The organism is Bacteroides cellulosilyticus DSM 14838, assembly GCF_000158035.1.
GTDB classification, from domain to species: domain Bacteria; phylum Bacteroidota; class Bacteroidia; order Bacteroidales; family Bacteroidaceae; genus Bacteroides; species Bacteroides cellulosilyticus.
Genome location: NZ_EQ973490.1, coordinates 528,791 through 545,497, shown reverse-complemented (window position 1 = coordinate 545,497; position 16,707 = coordinate 528,791). Strand labels below are relative to the sequence as shown.

Annotated in this window: 14 protein-coding genes; 9 read left to right on the top strand and 5 right to left on the bottom strand. The window is 46.1% G+C overall.

From position 1 onward, the window contains the following. The 8 genes from nusA to BACCELL_RS06800 all read left to right on the top strand — a co-directional run bounded on the left by nusA (window position 1) and on the right by BACCELL_RS06800 (window position 10,510). The gene (gene nusA / locus BACCELL_RS06835) at window positions 1–1,341 is read left to right on the top strand and encodes a transcription termination factor NusA (protein ID WP_007210916.1); all 1,341 of its coding nucleotides are present in this window, start codon (window positions 1–3) and stop codon (window positions 1,339–1,341) included. Window positions 1,342–1,409: 68 nt separating this feature from the next. Then, entirely contained in the window at window positions 1,410–4,520 is a 3,111-nt protein-coding gene (gene infB / locus BACCELL_RS06830; protein ID WP_007210915.1) for a translation initiation factor IF-2, read from the top strand. A gap of 101 nt (window positions 4,521–4,621) precedes the next feature. Continuing rightward, window positions 4,622–5,128 carry a CvpA family protein gene (locus BACCELL_RS06825; protein WP_007210914.1) on the top strand — a complete coding sequence of 169 codons (507 nt, stop codon included), beginning with the start codon at window positions 4,622–4,624 and terminating at the stop codon, window positions 5,126–5,128. Then, entirely contained in the window at window positions 5,128–6,585 is a 1,458-nt protein-coding gene (sufB, locus tag BACCELL_RS06820; RefSeq protein ID WP_007210913.1) for a Fe-S cluster assembly protein SufB, read from the top strand. Before BACCELL_RS06825 ends, sufB begins: the two co-directional genes overlap by 1 nt. 146 nt (window positions 6,586–6,731) lie before the next feature. Further along, complete coding sequence (gene sufC / locus BACCELL_RS06815) at window positions 6,732–7,484, top strand: Fe-S cluster assembly ATPase SufC (protein WP_007210912.1); 753 nt, start codon at window positions 6,732–6,734, stop codon at window positions 7,482–7,484. Between the two features lie 35 nt (window positions 7,485–7,519). Further along, the gene (locus tag BACCELL_RS06810; protein WP_007210911.1) at window positions 7,520–7,885 is read left to right on the top strand and encodes a GxxExxY protein; all 366 of its coding nucleotides are present in this window, start codon (window positions 7,520–7,522) and stop codon (window positions 7,883–7,885) included. A 43-nt stretch (window positions 7,886–7,928) separates the two neighbouring features. After that, window positions 7,929–9,272, top strand: a complete 1,344-nt coding sequence (gene sufD, locus BACCELL_RS06805) for a Fe-S cluster assembly protein SufD (RefSeq protein WP_007210910.1) — start codon at window positions 7,929–7,931, stop codon at window positions 9,270–9,272. A gap of 23 nt (window positions 9,273–9,295) precedes the next feature. After that, window positions 9,296–10,510, top strand: coding sequence for an aminotransferase class V-fold PLP-dependent enzyme (locus BACCELL_RS06800; RefSeq protein ID WP_007210909.1), 1,215 nt, complete (start codon window positions 9,296–9,298; stop codon window positions 10,508–10,510). Between the two features lie 27 nt (window positions 10,511–10,537). On the opposite strand, the gene BACCELL_RS06795 is transcribed toward BACCELL_RS06800, so the two are convergent. Both BACCELL_RS06795 and BACCELL_RS06790 read right to left on the bottom strand, forming a co-directional pair. Then, entirely contained in the window at window positions 10,538–11,581 is a 1,044-nt protein-coding gene (locus BACCELL_RS06795) for a CNNM domain-containing protein (protein WP_007216873.1), read from the bottom strand. Between the two features lie 86 nt (window positions 11,582–11,667). Beyond that, window positions 11,668–12,009: a hypothetical protein gene (locus tag BACCELL_RS06790; protein ID WP_229098628.1), complete on the bottom strand. Its 342-nt coding sequence runs from the start codon at window positions 12,007–12,009 to the stop codon at window positions 11,668–11,670. A 167-nt stretch (window positions 12,010–12,176) separates the two neighbouring features. Between BACCELL_RS06790 and BACCELL_RS06785 the strand changes: the two genes are divergently transcribed. Then, window positions 12,177–12,497 (top strand): heavy metal-binding domain-containing protein, encoded by a 321-nt coding sequence (locus tag BACCELL_RS06785; protein WP_007210905.1) that lies wholly within the window; start codon window positions 12,177–12,179, stop codon window positions 12,495–12,497. 41 nt (window positions 12,498–12,538) lie between these two features. Here the strand turns inward: BACCELL_RS06785 and BACCELL_RS06780 are convergent, their stop codons facing one another. The 3 genes from BACCELL_RS06780 to BACCELL_RS06770 all read right to left on the bottom strand — a co-directional run bounded on the left by BACCELL_RS06780 (window position 12,539) and on the right by BACCELL_RS06770 (window position 16,682). Beyond that, entirely contained in the window at window positions 12,539–13,510 is a 972-nt protein-coding gene (locus BACCELL_RS06780; RefSeq protein WP_007210904.1) for a FecR family protein, read from the bottom strand. Continuing rightward, on the bottom strand, window positions 13,507–14,031 hold the full coding sequence (locus tag BACCELL_RS06775; protein WP_007210903.1) for an RNA polymerase sigma-70 factor: 525 nt from the start codon (window positions 14,029–14,031) through the stop codon (window positions 13,507–13,509). The genes BACCELL_RS06780 and BACCELL_RS06775 overlap by 4 nt, the downstream gene beginning before the upstream one ends. 65 nt (window positions 14,032–14,096) lie before the next feature. Then, window positions 14,097–16,682 (bottom strand): outer membrane beta-barrel family protein, encoded by a 2,586-nt coding sequence (locus BACCELL_RS06770; protein ID WP_007210902.1) that lies wholly within the window; start codon window positions 16,680–16,682, stop codon window positions 14,097–14,099. Window positions 16,683–16,707: the final 25 nt, after the last annotated feature.

The following is a 16,707-nucleotide window of genomic DNA, read 5'->3' as shown; positions in this document are numbered from 1 at the left end:
ATGGCCAAGAAAGTAGAAACTATCAGCCTGATAGATACATTTTCGGAATTTAAGGAACTGAAAAATATCGATAGAACCACCATGGTGAGCGTGCTCGAAGAGTCGTTCCGTAGTGTGATCGCGAAGATGTTCGGCACCGATGAGAATTACGACGTAATTGTGAACCCGGACAAGGGCGACTTCGAAATATGGCGCAACCGTGAAGTAGTGGCGGATGAAGACCTGGAAAATCCGAACTTGCAGATTGCATTATCGGAAGCACAGAAAATAGATGCTTCTTATGAAGTGGGCGAGGAAGTGACGGATGAAGTAATCTTCGCGAACTTCGGACGACGTGCCATCCTGAACCTGCGTCAGACGTTGGCCTCTAAAATTTTGGAACTGGAAAAAGACAGTATCTATAATAAATATATTGATAAGGTGGGCAATATCATCAATGCGGAAGTATACCAGATATGGAAGAAGGAAATGCTGCTGCTCGATGATGAAGGAAACGAATTGCTGCTGCCCAAGACGGAACAGATTCCGAGCGATTTCTATCGCAAGGGAGAAACGGCGCGTGCCGTGGTGGCCCGTGTGGACAACAAGAATAACAATCCGAAGATTATCCTTTCCCGTACATCGCCTGTATTCCTGCAGCGTCTGTTCGAGATGGAAGTGCCCGAAATCAATGACGGACTGATTACCATTAAGAAGATTGCCCGTATCCCCGGTGAGCGTGCCAAGATTGCCGTTGAGTCGTACGACGACCGTATCGACCCGGTAGGTGCCTGCGTAGGTGTAAAGGGTAGCCGTATTCATGGCATTGTTCGTGAGTTGCGCAACGAGAATATTGACGTAATCAACTATACGTCCAATATCCAGTTGTTTATTCAGCGTGCCCTCAGCCCCGCGAAGATATCTTCTATTCGTCTGAATGAAGAAGAACGTAAGGCAGAAGTATTTCTGAGGCCTGAAGAGGTTTCGCTGGCTATTGGTAAAGGCGGTTTGAATATCAAGCTTGCCAGTATGTTGACCGAGTACACCATTGACGTATTCCGTGAGTTGGATCAGGCTGTTGAGGATGAAGATATCTATCTGGATGAGTTCAGAGACGAAATCGACGGTTGGGTGATTGATGCCATCAAGTCGATTGGTATCGATACAGCGAAGGCCGTGCTGAACGCTCCGCGCGAGTTGTTGATTGAAAAGACCGACTTGGAAGAAGAAACGGTGGACGAGGTATTACGCATTTTAAGTTTGGAGTTTGAAGAAGGCGAACCTGAATTGGAACCGGCACCTGAGGTTGTGCCTGAGACAGAGCCCGAGGTTGCCCCTGAGGCAGAGCCCGAGGCAGAATAAAGTGTCTGTCGACATCTGTTTCTGTTTGCACTAACTTCTTTCTCCACATTATTCATTAATTTTTTAGTATGACGATAAGGTTAAATAAAGTAACAAGAGATTTGAATGTAGGAATTTCAACGGTCGTTGAGTTCTTGCAGAAAAAAGGATTTGCCGTTGAGGCAAACCCCAACACAAAAATTAACGAGGAGCAATATGCCTTGCTCGTGAAAGAGTTCAGTACAGATAAGAATCTTAGACTTGAATCGGAACGTTTCATTCAGGAACGGCAGAATAAAGACCGTAACAAAGCATCGGTATCTATCGATGGTTACGAAGCTGAGACTACGGAGAAACCGAAAGTTGAAGAAATAAAGACTGTTGTACCCGAAGATGCACGTCCGAAGTTTAAACCTGTCGGAAAAATAGACTTGGATAAACTGAACCGGAAACCGGTAGTAGAAAAAGTGGAAGAAAAGAAAGTGGAAACATCTGCGCCTGTGGTAAAGGAAGAACCTAAACCGCAGCCCAAACCGGAACCGAAGCCTGAGTTCAGACCGGAACCGAAGCCGGAACCCAGACCGGAATTAAAGCCCGAACCGAAACCGGAACCGAAGCCGACTCCGGCTCCCGAACCGGCTCCTGTGGTGAAAGAAGAACCGAAGCCAGCAGTCGTTGCAGAAAAAACTGCATCCAACCCCGCTCCGGTAGTAGCGAAAGAAGTAGTGAAAAAAGAAACACCTGCTCCCGCGGCACCTGTCCGGGAAGAGGCGAAACCTGCCGTGGCAGAAGAAGCGCCTGCAAAGAGTGGTGAAGCGGAAATCTTCACAATTCACAAGCCGGAGTTTGTTTCTAAGATCAATATCATCGGTCAGATTGATTTGGCGACATTGAACCAGTCTACGCGCCCTAAGAAGAAATCCAAAGAGGAGAAACGTAAGGAGCGCGAAGAGAAGGAGAAAATTCGTCAGGATCAGAAGAAGCTGATGAAAGAGGCGATCATCAAAGAAATCCGCCGCGAAGACACCAAAGCGAAGGATGGCAAGGAGAAAGATGCCGATGCCAATGCCAACAAGAAGAAACGTCTCCGCATTAATAATAATAAGGAGAAGGTGGATATCAACAATGCATCCAACTTCCAGCGTGGAGGCGACAACCGTGGTGGTGGAGGTAAAGGACCTCATGCCAGCGGCGGTCAGCAAGGTGCCGGTGGTGGTAATAATCACCAAGGTGGCAACAAGAACAACCGTAACAACAATAACAGGGATCGTTTCAAGAAACCGGTCATCAAGCAGGAGGTTAGCGAGGAAGACGTAGCTAAGCAGGTAAAAGAAACCTTGGCACGCCTCACTTCCAAAGGTAAGAGCAAGACTTCCAAATACCGTAAGGACAAGCGCGATATAGCGAACAGCCGTATGCAGGAGCAGGAAGACCGCGAAATGGCGGACAGCAGAGTGCTGAAGATAACGGAATTCGTGACTGCCAACGAGTTGGCAAGCATGATGGATGTTTCCGTGACGCAGGTCATCGCTACTTGCATGAGTATCGGTATCATGGTGTCTATCAACCAGCGTCTGGATGCTGAAACCATCAATCTGGTGGCGGAAGAGTTCGGATACAAGACTGAATATGTCAGTGCCGAAGTGGCACAGGCCATTGTAGAGGAGGAGGATTCTGAAGAGGATCTGGAACCGCGCGCACCGATTGTTACCGTCATGGGTCACGTAGACCACGGTAAGACATCATTGCTCGACTATATCCGTAAGGCGAACGTTATTGCCGGTGAAGCCGGTGGTATCACGCAGCACATCGGTGCTTACAACGTGAAACTGGAAGACGGACGTGAGATTACGTTCCTCGATACTCCGGGTCATGAGGCGTTTACCGCTATGCGTGCCCGTGGTGCAAAGGTGACGGACGTGGTTATCATTATTGTCGCTGCCGATGATAACGTGATGCCGCAAACGAAGGAAGCTATCAACCATGCTATGGCTGCCGGTGTACCTATCGTATTCGCAATTAACAAGATTGATAAACCGACTGCCAATGCTGACAAGATTAAGGAAGAGCTGGCAAGTATGAACTATCTCGTTGAAGAATGGGGTGGCAAATATCAATCGCAAGATATCTCGGCCAAGAAAGGCTTGGGTGTGAAAGAACTGTTGGAGAAAGTATTGCTGGAAGCAGAAATGCTTGATCTGAAAGCAAACCCGAACCGTAAGGCAACAGGTTCCATCATCGAATCTTCGTTGGACAAAGGACGTGGTTACGTAGCTACCATGCTGGTATCAAACGGTACACTTCAGGTGGGAGACATCGTACTGGCAGGTACAGCGTATGGTAAGGTGAAAGCTATGTTCAATGAACGTAACCAGCGCCTGAAAGAGGCCGGACCGTCTGAGCCGGTATTGATTCTGGGATTGAACGGTGCACCTGCTGCCGGTGATACGTTCCACGTAATCGATACAGAACAGGAAGCACGTGAAATCGCTAACAAGCGTGAACAGTTGCAACGTGAACAAGGTCTGCGTACTCAGAAGATGCTTACTTTGGATGAGGTTGGCCGTCGTCTGGCACTGGGTGACTTCCATGAACTGAATGTTATCGTTAAGGGTGACGTGGACGGTTCTGTTGAGGCGTTAAGCGATTCACTGATCAAACTGTCTACAGAGCAGGTACAGGTAAATGTAATCCACAAAGGCGTTGGAGCAATCTCCGAATCCGATGTTTCATTGGCTGCCGCTTCGGATGCTATCATCATCGGCTTCCAGGTACGTCCGTCGAATGCCGCTGCAAAGATGGCAGAGAATGAAGGTGTGGATATCCGCAAGTACTCAGTGATTTACGATGCTATCGAAGAGGTGAAGGCCGCTATGGAAGGTATGTTGGCACCGCAGGTGAAGGAGCAGGTAACTGCAACCATCGAGGTACGCGAGGTGTTCAATATCACCAAGGTAGGTCTCGTAGCCGGTGCGGTAGTGAAGACCGGAAAGGTGAAACGCAGCGACAAGGCCCGTTTGATCCGCGACGGTATCGTAATCTTTACCGGTTCTATCAATGCTTTGAAACGTTTCAAAGACGACGTGAAGGAAGTAGGTACCAACTTTGAGTGCGGTATCAGCCTGACGAACTGCAACGATATCAAGGTAGGCGATATGATCGAATCTTACGAAGAAATAGAAGTAAAACAGACTCTGTAAGCGAAATAATCTTTTAGACACGGATTACACGGATTTCACGGATTGGTTTAAAAGAAAAACCGTGCTTATCCGTGTAATCCGTGTCTTTTTTAGATATAGTTATGACAATAATAGATATCATCTTATTAGTGGTGATTGGTGCGGGAGCAGTCATCGGTTTTATAAAAGGCTTCATCAAGCAACTGGCATCCATCCTCGGATTGATTGTCGGATTGCTGGCTGCAAAAGCACTGTATGTGTCGGTAGCGGAGAGAGTCTTTTCTAAGATAACGGACTCCATGACGTTTGCCCAGATATTGGCGTTTGTTGTTATTTGGATAGTGGTTCCGTTGTTGTTCCTGCTGGTAGCGGCTTTGCTGACGAAGGCGATGGAAGCAGTCTCGCTCGGTTGGCTGAACCGCTGGCTGGGTGCCGGACTGGGCGCGTTGAAGTTTCTGCTGCTGGTGAGTCTGCTTATCTGTGTTGTCGAGTTTATCGACTCGGATAATACGATGATTGATAGAACAATGAAGGAGGAATCCGTGTTATATTATCCTATAGAGTCGTTCGCGGGAATGTTTTTCCCGGCTGCAAAAGAAGTTACAGAACAATATATACTTAATACATAATGCAACCCGAAGAACCCAATAAATATGTAAAGGAACTAACGCAGGAGAAGTACAAGTACGGCTTCACCACCGATGTACATACGGAAGTCATTGAGCGTGGGCTGAATGAAGATGTTGTACGGCTGATCTCTGCGAAGAAGAACGAGCCGGAATGGCTGTTGGAGTTCCGTCTGAAAGCATATCGTCACTGGTTGACGATGGAGATGCCTACATGGGCACATCTCCGTATTCCTGAGATAGATTATCAGGCTATTTCCTACTATGCTGATCCGTTGGCGAAGAAGAAAGACGCGCCTAAGAGCATGGATGAAGTAGACCCAGAGTTGATAAAAACCTTCAATAAGCTGGGCATCCCCTTGGAAGAACAGATGGCGTTGAGTGGCATGGCAGTGGATGCCGTGATGGACTCCGTATCTGTGAAAACTACGTTTAAGGAAACGTTGATGGAGAAAGGAATTATTTTCTGTTCCATCAGTGAAGCCGTACGTGAGCATCCGGATTTGGTGCAGAAGTATCTTGGTTCCGTAGTGGGATACCGTGATAACTTCTTTGCCGCACTGAACTCGGCGGTATTCTCCGACGGTTCGTTTGTATATATCCCGAAAGGAGTACGCTGCCCGATGGAGTTGTCCACGTATTTCCGTATCAATGCGCGTAATACAGGTCAGTTTGAGCGGACACTGATTGTGGCGGATGATGATTCGTATGTTTCCTATCTGGAAGGTTGTACGGCTCCGATGCGCGATGAGAACCAGTTGCATGCCGCTATTGTGGAGATTGTGGTGCACGAGCGTGCGGAGGTGAAGTACAGTACCGTACAGAACTGGTATCCGGGTGATGCCGAAGGTAAAGGTGGTGTTTATAACTTTGTTACGAAACGTGGTAACTGCAAAGGTGCGAACAGTAAACTTTCCTGGACACAAGTGGAGACGGGATCAGCTATTACGTGGAAATACCCTTCCTGCATTCTGACTGGAGATAATTCCTCGGCTGAATTCTACAGTGTGGCGGTGACGAATAATTACCAACAGGCGGATACGGGTACGAAGATGATTCATCTGGGTAAGAATACCAGTAGTACCATTGTCAGCAAAGGTATCTCTGCCGGACATAGTGAGAACTCTTACCGTGGTCTGGTGCGTGTAGCTCAAAAGGCGGACAATGCGCGTAACTATAGTCAGTGCGATTCTCTGTTGCTGGGTGATAAATGTGGTGCGCATACCTTCCCGTATATGGATATCCATAATGAGACGGCGGTTGTGGAGCATGAGGCGACTACCAGCAAGATCAATGAAGACCAGATCTTCTATTGCAACCAGCGTGGAATTTCTACGGAGGATGCAGTAGGGCTGATTGTGAACGGTTATGCTAAGGAAGTGCTTAATAAATTGCCTATGGAGTTTGCGGTAGAGGCTCAGAAGTTGTTGGCTATTTCGCTGGAAGGCAGCGTAGGGTGATTTACTATTAGACGATTTACTATTTACTATTTTGCTGCACAATCGGCAGATGAATGGTAGATAAGTAAAAGGTCGGTAGTAATAGTGAATAGTGGAGAAGTGACATTAAATAGTAAATTGTAAATAGTCTAATAGTAAATATAAAGATGTTAGAGATAAAAGACCTGCATGCCAGTGTAAATGGCAAAGAGATATTGAAAGGCATCAACCTGTCGGTAAAAGCAGGTGAGGTGCATGCTATTATGGGACCGAACGGTTCCGGAAAGAGTACTCTTTCGGCTGTATTGGTAGGTAATCCTGCCTTTGAGGTGACGAAGGGAAGCGTGACTTTCTGCGGTAAGAACCTGTTGGACTTTTCACCGGAAGACCGTAGTCACGAGGGTATTTTCCTTAGCTTCCAGTATCCGGTAGAAATTCCGGGTGTGAGTATGGTTAACTTTATGCGTGCAGCGGTGAATGAGCAACGTAAATACAATCATCTGCCCGCTCTCAGTGCAAGCGAGTTCCTGAAATTGATGCGTGAAAAGCGTGCCATTGTGGAACTGGACAATAAACTGGCTAACCGTTCGGTGAATGAAGGTTTCTCCGGTGGAGAGAAGAAGCGGAATGAAATCTTCCAGATGGCGATGCTGGAACCGAAATTAAGTATTCTGGATGAAACGGATTCCGGGCTGGATATCGATGCTTTGCGTATCGTAGCCGAAGGTGTGAACAAGTTGAAAACACCGGAGAACAGTACCATTGTCATCACCCACTACCAACGCTTACTGGATTATATCAAACCTGACGTTGTACATGTGCTTTACAAAGGTCGTATCGTGAAGACTGCGGGACCGGAATTGGCTCTGGAACTGGAAGAGAAGGGGTATGACTGGATTAAGAAGGAACTAGGAGAGTAATTAATTAGGCGCGGATTACGCGGATTACACGGATTATGTTGCATGAGGAACTAACACATGAGATTATAAAGGCCTTTTATGAAGTACATAAAATATTAGGCTTTGGCTTTTTGGAACAGGTTTATCAAAATGCTCTTTATAAAGAATTGTGTTATAGGGGCATGAAGGTAGAGTGTCAAAAAGAAATTTTAGTTCACTATAAAGGTGAAACTGTTGGTAGATATATTGCTGATATGTTAGTTGAAAACAGAGTTATTCTTGAATTAAAAGCTGTACAGGCATTGAGAGTAGAACATGAATGGCAATTGATTAACTATTTAAAAGCAACTGGACTGGAAGTTGGATTATTATTGAACTTTGGTCATAGTGCAGAGTTTAAACGTAAAGTCTTTACTAAATGAATCCGTGTAATCCGCGTAATCCGCGCCTAAAAATATATATAAGATGAATGCAGAACAACAATACATAGATCTTTTCTCCCAGACGGAAGCGATGATATGCCAGCACAGCACCGAGGTGATGAATATCCCTCGTGCGACTGCGTTTGCCGACTTTGAGCGGCTTGGCTTTCCTACCCGCAAACAGGAGAAATATAAATATACCGATGTCAGCAAGTTCTTTGAACCGGACTATGGGTTGAACCTGAACCGCCTGGATATTCCGGTAAATCCCTATGAGGTATTCAAATGTGACGTACCCAATATGAGTACCTCTCTGTATTTTGTAGTGAACGATGCTTTTTACAATAAAGCGCTACCTGCTTCACATCTGCCCGAAGGAGTTATCTTCGGTAGTTTGAAGGAGATGGCGGCGAAGCATCCGGAATTGGTAAAGAAGTACTATGGCAAGCTGGCAGATACTTCAAAAGACGGAGTGACAGCATTCAATACCGCTTTTGCACAAGACGGTGTGCTGTTGTATATACCTAAGAACGTCGCTTTGGAACGTCCCATTCAGTTGGTAAACATCCTGCGTGGTGACGTGAACTTCCTGGTGAACCGCCGGGTATTGATTGTATTGGAAGATGGCGCACAGGCGCGTATGCTGGTGTGTGATCATGCCATGGATGCCGTGAATTTCCTGGCAACCCAGGTGATAGAAGTATTCGTCGGTGAGAATGCTGTCTTTGACCTTTACGAACTGGAAGAAACGCATACAAGTACCGTACGTATCAGCAATATGTATGTGAAGCAGGAAGCCAACAGCAATGTATTGCTGAATGGCATGACCTTGCATAACGGCACTTCCCGCAACACCACTGAAGTATTGCTGGCAGGTGAAGGTGCCGAAGTCAATCTTTGCGGTATGGCCATTGCAGATAAGAATCAGCATGTAGACAATAATACAAGTATCGATCATGCCGTACCTAACTGCACGAGCAATGAACTTTTCAAGTATGTGCTTGATGACCAGTCAGTCGGTGCATTTGCCGGTTTGGTATTAGTGCGCCCGGATGCGCAACATACCAATTCGCAACAAACGAATCGGAACCTTTGCGCTACCCGTGAGGCACGTATGTATACGCAACCGCAACTGGAAATTTATGCCGATGATGTAAAGTGTAGTCATGGCGCTACCGTTGGTCAGTTGGACGAAAATGCACTTTTCTATATGCGCCAGCGCGGTATTCCGGCACGTGAAGCCCGCTTATTGCTGATGTTTGCCTTCGTGAACGAAGTAATCGATACCATCCGTCTGGGCGCATTGAAAGATCGCTTACATCTCTTGGTTGAGAAACGTTTCCGTGGTGAACTGAATAAATGCCAGGGCTGTGCGATATGCAAGTGAGAATATATTAATACCTAAACAACATGTATGATATTCAACAGATAAGAGCCGATTTTCCGATACTATCCCGTGAAGTGTACGGCAAACCATTGGTCTATTTGGATAATGGGGCGACGACACAGAAGCCACGTTGTGTGGTGGATGCCATAACGGATGAATATTATTCTGTCAATGCCAATGTGCATCGTGGCGTACACTTTCTGTCGCAACAGGCAACGGAACTGCACGAGGCAAGTCGAGAGACAGTGCGAAAGTTCATCAATGCCGGTTCTATAAATGAAATCGTATTTACAAGGGGAACTACGGAAAGCATTAATCTGTTAGCCTCCAGCTTTGGCGAAGCATTCCTGCATCCGGGTGATGAAGTGATTGTTTCCGTAATGGAACATCATAGTAACATTGTCCCCTGGCAACTGCTGGCTGAACGGAAATGCATCAATCTGAAAGTTATTCCGATGAACGATCGCGGTGAACTTCTGATGGATGAATACGAGAAGCTTTTCACTGACCGAACGAAGATTGTGAGCGTGGTACATGTGTCCAATGTTTTGGGTACGGTCAATCCTATCAAGGAAATGATTAAGATTGCCCATAATCATAATGTACCTTTCCTGGTAGATGCGGCGCAATCCATTCCTCACATGGCAGTGGACGTGAAAGATCTGGACGCTGATTTCCTTGTATTCTCCGGTCATAAAGTGTATGGGCCTACCGGTGTGGGCGTGCTTTATGGTAAGGAAGAATGGCTGGATAAGTTACCTCCTTATCAAGGTGGCGGTGAGATGATAAAGCATGTATCTTTTGAACGTACTACCTTCAATGAATTGCCGTTTAAGTTCGAAGCCGGTACTCCTGACTATATCGGTACTACGGGACTGGCGAAAGCTCTCGATTATGTTTCTGCCATTGGCATGGATAAGATTGCCGCTTATGAGCATGAATTGACTGAATATGCCACACAGCGACTGAAAACAATCCCTGGTATGCGCATCTTTGGTGAAGCTGCTGAGAAAGGGAGTGTCATCTCTTTCCTTGTAGGTGATATTCATCACTTCGATATGGGCACATTGCTCGATCGTCTCGGCATTGCCGTACGTACAGGACACCATTGCGCCCAACCGCTGATGCAACGCCTCGGCATAGAAGGAACAGTGCGTGCTTCCTTTGGAATCTATAATACGAAAGAAGAAATCGATGTTTTGGTGGCAGGTATCGAACGTGTCAGCAAGATGTTCTAGTTAGTGATTAGGGGTTATCACTAGCCCCTAATCACTAATCTTCGTTTCCGCCAGTTTCTTCTGCCACTTATCCCGTGCCAGCTTCTGCATATCCGTTACGGAGTCTTTTTCATCTACAATCTCAAAACCTAAGGCTGTTTCGATAATATCCTCCATTGTGACAATTCCCCAGAAGCAGCCATATTCATCAATCAAGATTGAAATATGCTCTTTTTTTTCAAGCATCTGTTCCCAGACTGTGGAAACAGAACTATTTTCCGGGAAGGAAAGGATAGGGCGGGCCACATCCTTCAGACACATATCGAATCTGTCTTCTGCTAACTTTTCGAGTACAGTCTGCCGCAACACATATCCTGTGATATAATCTTCACTATCATTATAGATTGGGATACGAGAGTAAAACTTATACTTTCCATCCTGATAGAACTCTTTCAGAGACATACTTTCGGGAGCTGTTGCTACTACAGTACGAGGAGTCATAATGGATTGTGATTTTACTTTATCCAGTTTAATGAGGTTTTGTATCATCTTGTTTTCTTTCATCTGGAAAACACCTTCTTCTACCCCGATGGAAATCATAGCCGAAACCTCTTCGCGGCTTACGGATAATTCTTGTTTGCCGGAAGAAAACAGACGGGTAATCAGCTCGGACAACCACACCAGGGGATAACAGATGATAATAAGGAAATTAATGATACGGGCTGATGGAAGTGCCAGTGTGCGCCAGTAGCAGGCGCCTATCGTTTTAGGAATGATCTCTGAGAGAACGAGGATTAAAATAGTCAGTATGGCGGAGATTACACCGAAGTAAGCTTCTCCGAATATCTTTACTGCTTCGGCACCTACACCGGCAGCACCCACGGTGTGGGCAATGGTGTTCAAGGATAATATGGCAGCAATAGGCCGGTCGATGTCTTGTTTGAACTTCTTTAATAAGATAGCGCTTTTCCCGTGTGTTTTCTCTTTGGTGGAGATGTACGACATTGGGGTAGATAACAAAACTGCTTCAAGAATGGAGCATAAAAATGATAAAGCTAATGCGAGGGTTAAGTATAATAAAACAAGTCCCATATATAAGTTTATTAATTAGACATAGCGGAACGAATGTATGATTCGTTCCGGATAGAATATAAAATACGGTAATAGAAGGACTTGTGCTAAAGCCGATATATACAAAGTAGAGAGCGTTCGGGTGAATATACGCTCCTGAGGTTGTACGGTTGGCTGCCGTCACTATATTGATATAAATTAGTGTTCTCAGTAGAGAAAGTATAAGTAGTCGTAGTCTCTGCACAGAGCTTACGCGCACGGTTTAAAGAAAGTGTACGTGAGATAACAGCTTCATCGTTAAACTCTTCAGGCGAATGATGCTCATTTTGTTCGATGCAAAGAAAGGGAGGTTCGTTTTCGGAAAAGGAATTATAATCTTCTGGTTGCAGAGCAAAAAGCACTACGACCAGATACATCATTATTTTAAATATAAAATGCTTTGTTTCCATTTCTTCGGCACAAAGATAGATAAATGCTGACTTTGCTCATATATAGGTGCTCTCTTTTTTGTTTTTTTATTATAATGAAGAGGTATAAAAGTTCTCGCCACTGCAACTTTTCGCCCTATTCATGCGTCTAATAGGGTGCAAATAACTTAAATAAATAGAGAAAGATTATGTTAGTAACAACAACACCAACTATCGAGGGTGGACGTATCACCCGCTATTACGGTATCGTTTCAGGCGAGACGATTATCGGTGCCAATGTATTCCGTGACTTTTTTGCCAGTATCCGCGATGTAGTGGGCGGACGTAGCGGCTCTTATGAAGAAGTGCTGCGCGAAGCGAAAGATATCGCCCTGCGTGAAATGCAGGAACACGCCAGAGCTCTCGGAGCCAATGCTGTGATTGGCGTGGATTTGGACTATGAAACTGTAGGTGGAAGCGGTAGTATGCTGATGGTAACCGCTTGCGGTACGGCTGTGACAGTAGAATAATAAATACAGGGGGAAGAGCCGAAAAGCTCTTCCTCTGCGTATCAATGCTTGGGAGAATAATCGCTGATGATTACTTTTCCCTTTTTTTGTTCCAGTTTGGCTATTCCCAGATCATTGAGCGCTTGCACTACTTCTTCCAAAGAAGTTGTTCGCGGGAAGCGGAAATGAATGCGTTGTTTCAGCAAGTCGGGCGAATGAAAGATGATACTGGTGTTATACCATGTGCCTACAGACTTCATAATCTCCGCCAGTTCGGCATCATCGAAGCTGAACTCTCCTTTGGTCCATCCTTCCGTTGCGGTGAGTTGTGCTTCGGATATGGTGAAACCATTATCTTCAGACAATATAGCTTGCTGTCCGGGCAATATGTCTTTCTGCTGTGTTTGTTTCTCGTCGCTGACGCGGACGCGCCCCTGAAATAAAGTAACTGCCGCTACTTTTCCCGGATAGGCATTTACATCGAATACCGTGCCCAATACCTGTGTCTGCATCTTACCGGAAGAAACAATGAAAGGGCGTGCACTATCTTTTGCCACTTCGAAACGTGCTTCTCCTGTCAGATGGACTTCACGGGTCCCCTCTGCCGGGAATTGTTTAGGATATTCCAGGCGGGAATTGGCGTTGAGCGTAACCTGTGTACCATCGTCCAGGATGATTTGCGTGGTAGTGGCAGGGGGAGTCGAAAGAGTAATTCTACCATTGTTCTCTGAGGTGATGATTGCTTCGGGGACATCCAGGGCCGCAAAGATTTCAATATCTTGAATCGTGTCTTCGTTGGTAATACGGGGCACGATAAGCACTACCAGCACTACGATGGCAGCTGCAATGCCGGAAGTCCACACCTGTATGATGCGTCTGCGTTTTTGAGCGTCTTGCCGGGAGGTAAAAGCATTCCATGCCGCGCGGGTTTCTTCTTCCGAAGGTAAGTCTCCGAGCGCTTCTCCGAAGGCATTCAGTAATCTGAGGTCTTCAGTATCCATCTTGAAATCATTTTCTTTTCTCTCTTCCATCATCGGTTTCCTCCTTTCAGGGTCATAGCTTCGCGCAAGGTACGCAAAGCTTTGGATATATGTTTCTTTACGGTGTCGGGACTGATGCCAAGCTGTTCGGCTACTTCCCGATAGGTTTTATGTTCATAATAGCAGAGCCGCAATACCGTGCAGGTTGGTTCCGGTAGGTTGCGGGCAATGCTTTCCGCTTGTTGCAGTAGTCGTTCATGTTCCCGGTAGTCGGTCGCTACATCCATACGAGTGGCTTCGCGTAACGCTTCCAGGTTGGTGGCTTCTACTTGCAGATGTTTCAGACGGTTAAGGCAGGCGTTACGTGCGGCAGTATAAAGCCAAGCTCCCCGGTTTTCCGGTTCCAGCTTTTCGAATTGTTTCCACGCCTGCTCCATCACACTACCCACAATATCACGGGCTTCTTCTCCGTCGCCCAATAGTTGGGTGGCGTAACGCACCAGACGGGGATATAGCTCCGTGAACATCTGTCCGAAAACTTCTCTTTTTGTGTCTTTTTTATGAAACAAGGACATTCTCCGATTCTTTTTTTAGTCCGCAAAGGTAAGGATTATCCTTTATCCCTCGTTTACTGCAATGCTTAAAGACGTCCTTTTTCACTTTCTCCGGCACCTTTACCTTTATATTTATTCTTAGTGGCATTGAACTGATAGTTGAGGCGTATGCCGAAACGTTGTTTGTCGGCATAATTTTCAAACTCGTTGTAGGTACGGTCGCCATATACACGAAAGTGATAGGTACCTGTACGAAATATATCATTCGCTACCAGCGAGACGCGCAATGCACGGTCTTTCAGGAAAGATTTGGTAAGTTGCGCATCTACAGTCCCTTCTGTTTTTTTGATGGCATAGCTTTGCTTTGCACCAAATGCGAGTCTTCCTTTTATATTGAGAAACCAGCCACGAGGCAATGTAAAGCTGTTATTCAAAATGAAATCCGGTTGCACTTCATTCCAAAGAGGCTGAATATTCAGTGAACGGGCGTTGGACTGGAACCAGAACAGGCTGGCCGTAAATTGCGGTTGCCACCAGCCGAACTTTGGGGAGAGTACCAAGGCGCCTCCGTATGCATAGGAGTTGGGGATGCTTGCCATTGTCCACAATACTACGCCGGGGTGCTTTGCATCATCATAGGGTTTGGCATAAGTGGTGTACATGTTTCGTGCATGATCGAAGTATAAACTGGCATTGATCCATTTCCAGCCCCCTTCCAATGAGAAGGCATTATGCTTTTGCGGTTCCAGTTCAGGATTTCCGTTGTGGTATTGGTACTTGCTTTGGTAACTGATGGTACTGGACAGCATGCTGTAACTGGGATTAAGCTTCATCATACGATAGGACAGACCGATATTCCAGTCTTCCTTTTTATAGAAAATACTGACTATGGGGATTAAGTCATGATAAGAAGGACTTTTCTCTTCTTTATAGATATCTGATTCGTAATAATCCGTTTTTTGATATTCATAGCGCAATCCTGCCGTCAGGTTGAACTGCCCGAGTTCTATGGAATAATCGGCAAAGGCAGAGGCGATGGACTGTTTGATGCGGTTATCGGCATCATTGGAGAAACCGCTTTGTTTGAAGATGTCGTGGCGCTCGGTGAAAGTTTCTTCAGTACCGAAAGAGAGTTTGCCTTGACCAAGCGGTGCCGTAATCACCAATTTAGCGGCATACAGGCGGTTTTTTACTTCACTGTCGGATGAGGCATCTGTTTCACCATTATTGTCTACCTTCTGCCCACCTCCGGAGCGACCGTAGAGGTAGTCGGCATTGAAGTCGATGTTCCATTTTCCGAAAGTACCGTTATAATAGCCATTCACGGTATGATTCCAGTTGGTATGCTTGCGACCGTGTGAGTCGGATGTAAGACGATCTACCTCTTCTCCGTCCCGCAGCATCACGGTTTCACCTTGCGAATAAAGCTCCTGATCGCCCAGTCCGGTTTTGGGTACATAGCGTATACCGAAAGACTGATGGTCATCCGGTTCGTAGTTGAAACCTACTTCGCCATTGAAGTTTGCATCATGTGCACGATTGACGTTGTCAGATATGCTTTTCCATTCGGAGGAAGTGTTCAGTTGCAGTTGGGTATGACTGGTGGAGTATGTGTCCGACTCATTGAAGTGCCCTTTGACAAAGATGTCCAGTCCGCCGGTACGATAATTTAGGGAGGCGCCTTGTTTGCCTTTTGCCGAGTGTCCCTGTGTATAGTCTGCGTAGGCATTGGCACTTAAACCTTGCCCGCGCTTGCGGATGGTACGTAGCCGGATAACGGATGACACGTTGGAGGAATAACGTGCTCCGGGCGTGGTTACAATTTCAGCGGAGAGTATTTCGTTAGCCTGAAGTTGGTTTAGTTCGGAGGTGTCGCGTACTTTTCGGCCATTGATGTAGATCTCCGGTTTACCTCGTCCGATAACGGTATAGTTACCGTCCGAGCCGGTGACAAAAGGGAGGTGACCGATCATATCGCTTGCAGAGCCCAGCATAGAAAGCGGTGTCCCTGCTACGTTGGCAACGAAAGCGCCATTCTTGCGTTCCATCAGCGGACGAGAGGCAGTAACGGTCACTTCTTTCAGCATTTGTGCGTCTGGTTGCAGGTGAATGTCATTTTCCGGCTGGCAAGGAAGCGTCAAGGGTTGATAGCCTATGTAGGTTACTTTCAGCAAATGTTTTTTTTCATTGTTGCCGGGTAGGATAAAGCTACCGTCTTCCGCTGTGACGCATCCTGTAATAAAGGCGGAATCAGCTGCTGCCAGCAGGATGACGTTGGCATACGCTAACGGTTCATTTCGGTCTCCGTATATGGTTCCGCGCACTTGGGTAGTCTTGCCATCTTTTCCCTTCCGCTGAATCACGAAGTAATCAGTACGTTCGATACAGTTGAAAGGTTTTCCTTTCAGTACTGTGCGGATGGCCTCGTCTTGCGTCTGTTTACGGATACTTGCTGTTACGTGATAATTCTCCGTCTCTTCATAGGCAAAAAGGATATTCTTGCCGCCCATCTTTTCTATCTGTTTCAGTGCGGCAGATAGCTTTTCGTTTTTTAGTTCCAGGCTGACCAGTCTGGATGTTTGCTGTGCATTTGCGGTTGGGGTAAAGAGTAGAAGAAAATATACTGTGTATATCATCCATACCTTTCTAAAAGTAAAATCTGTGCGTTTCATTATTCCTTTGTTTTTATTGATTTTA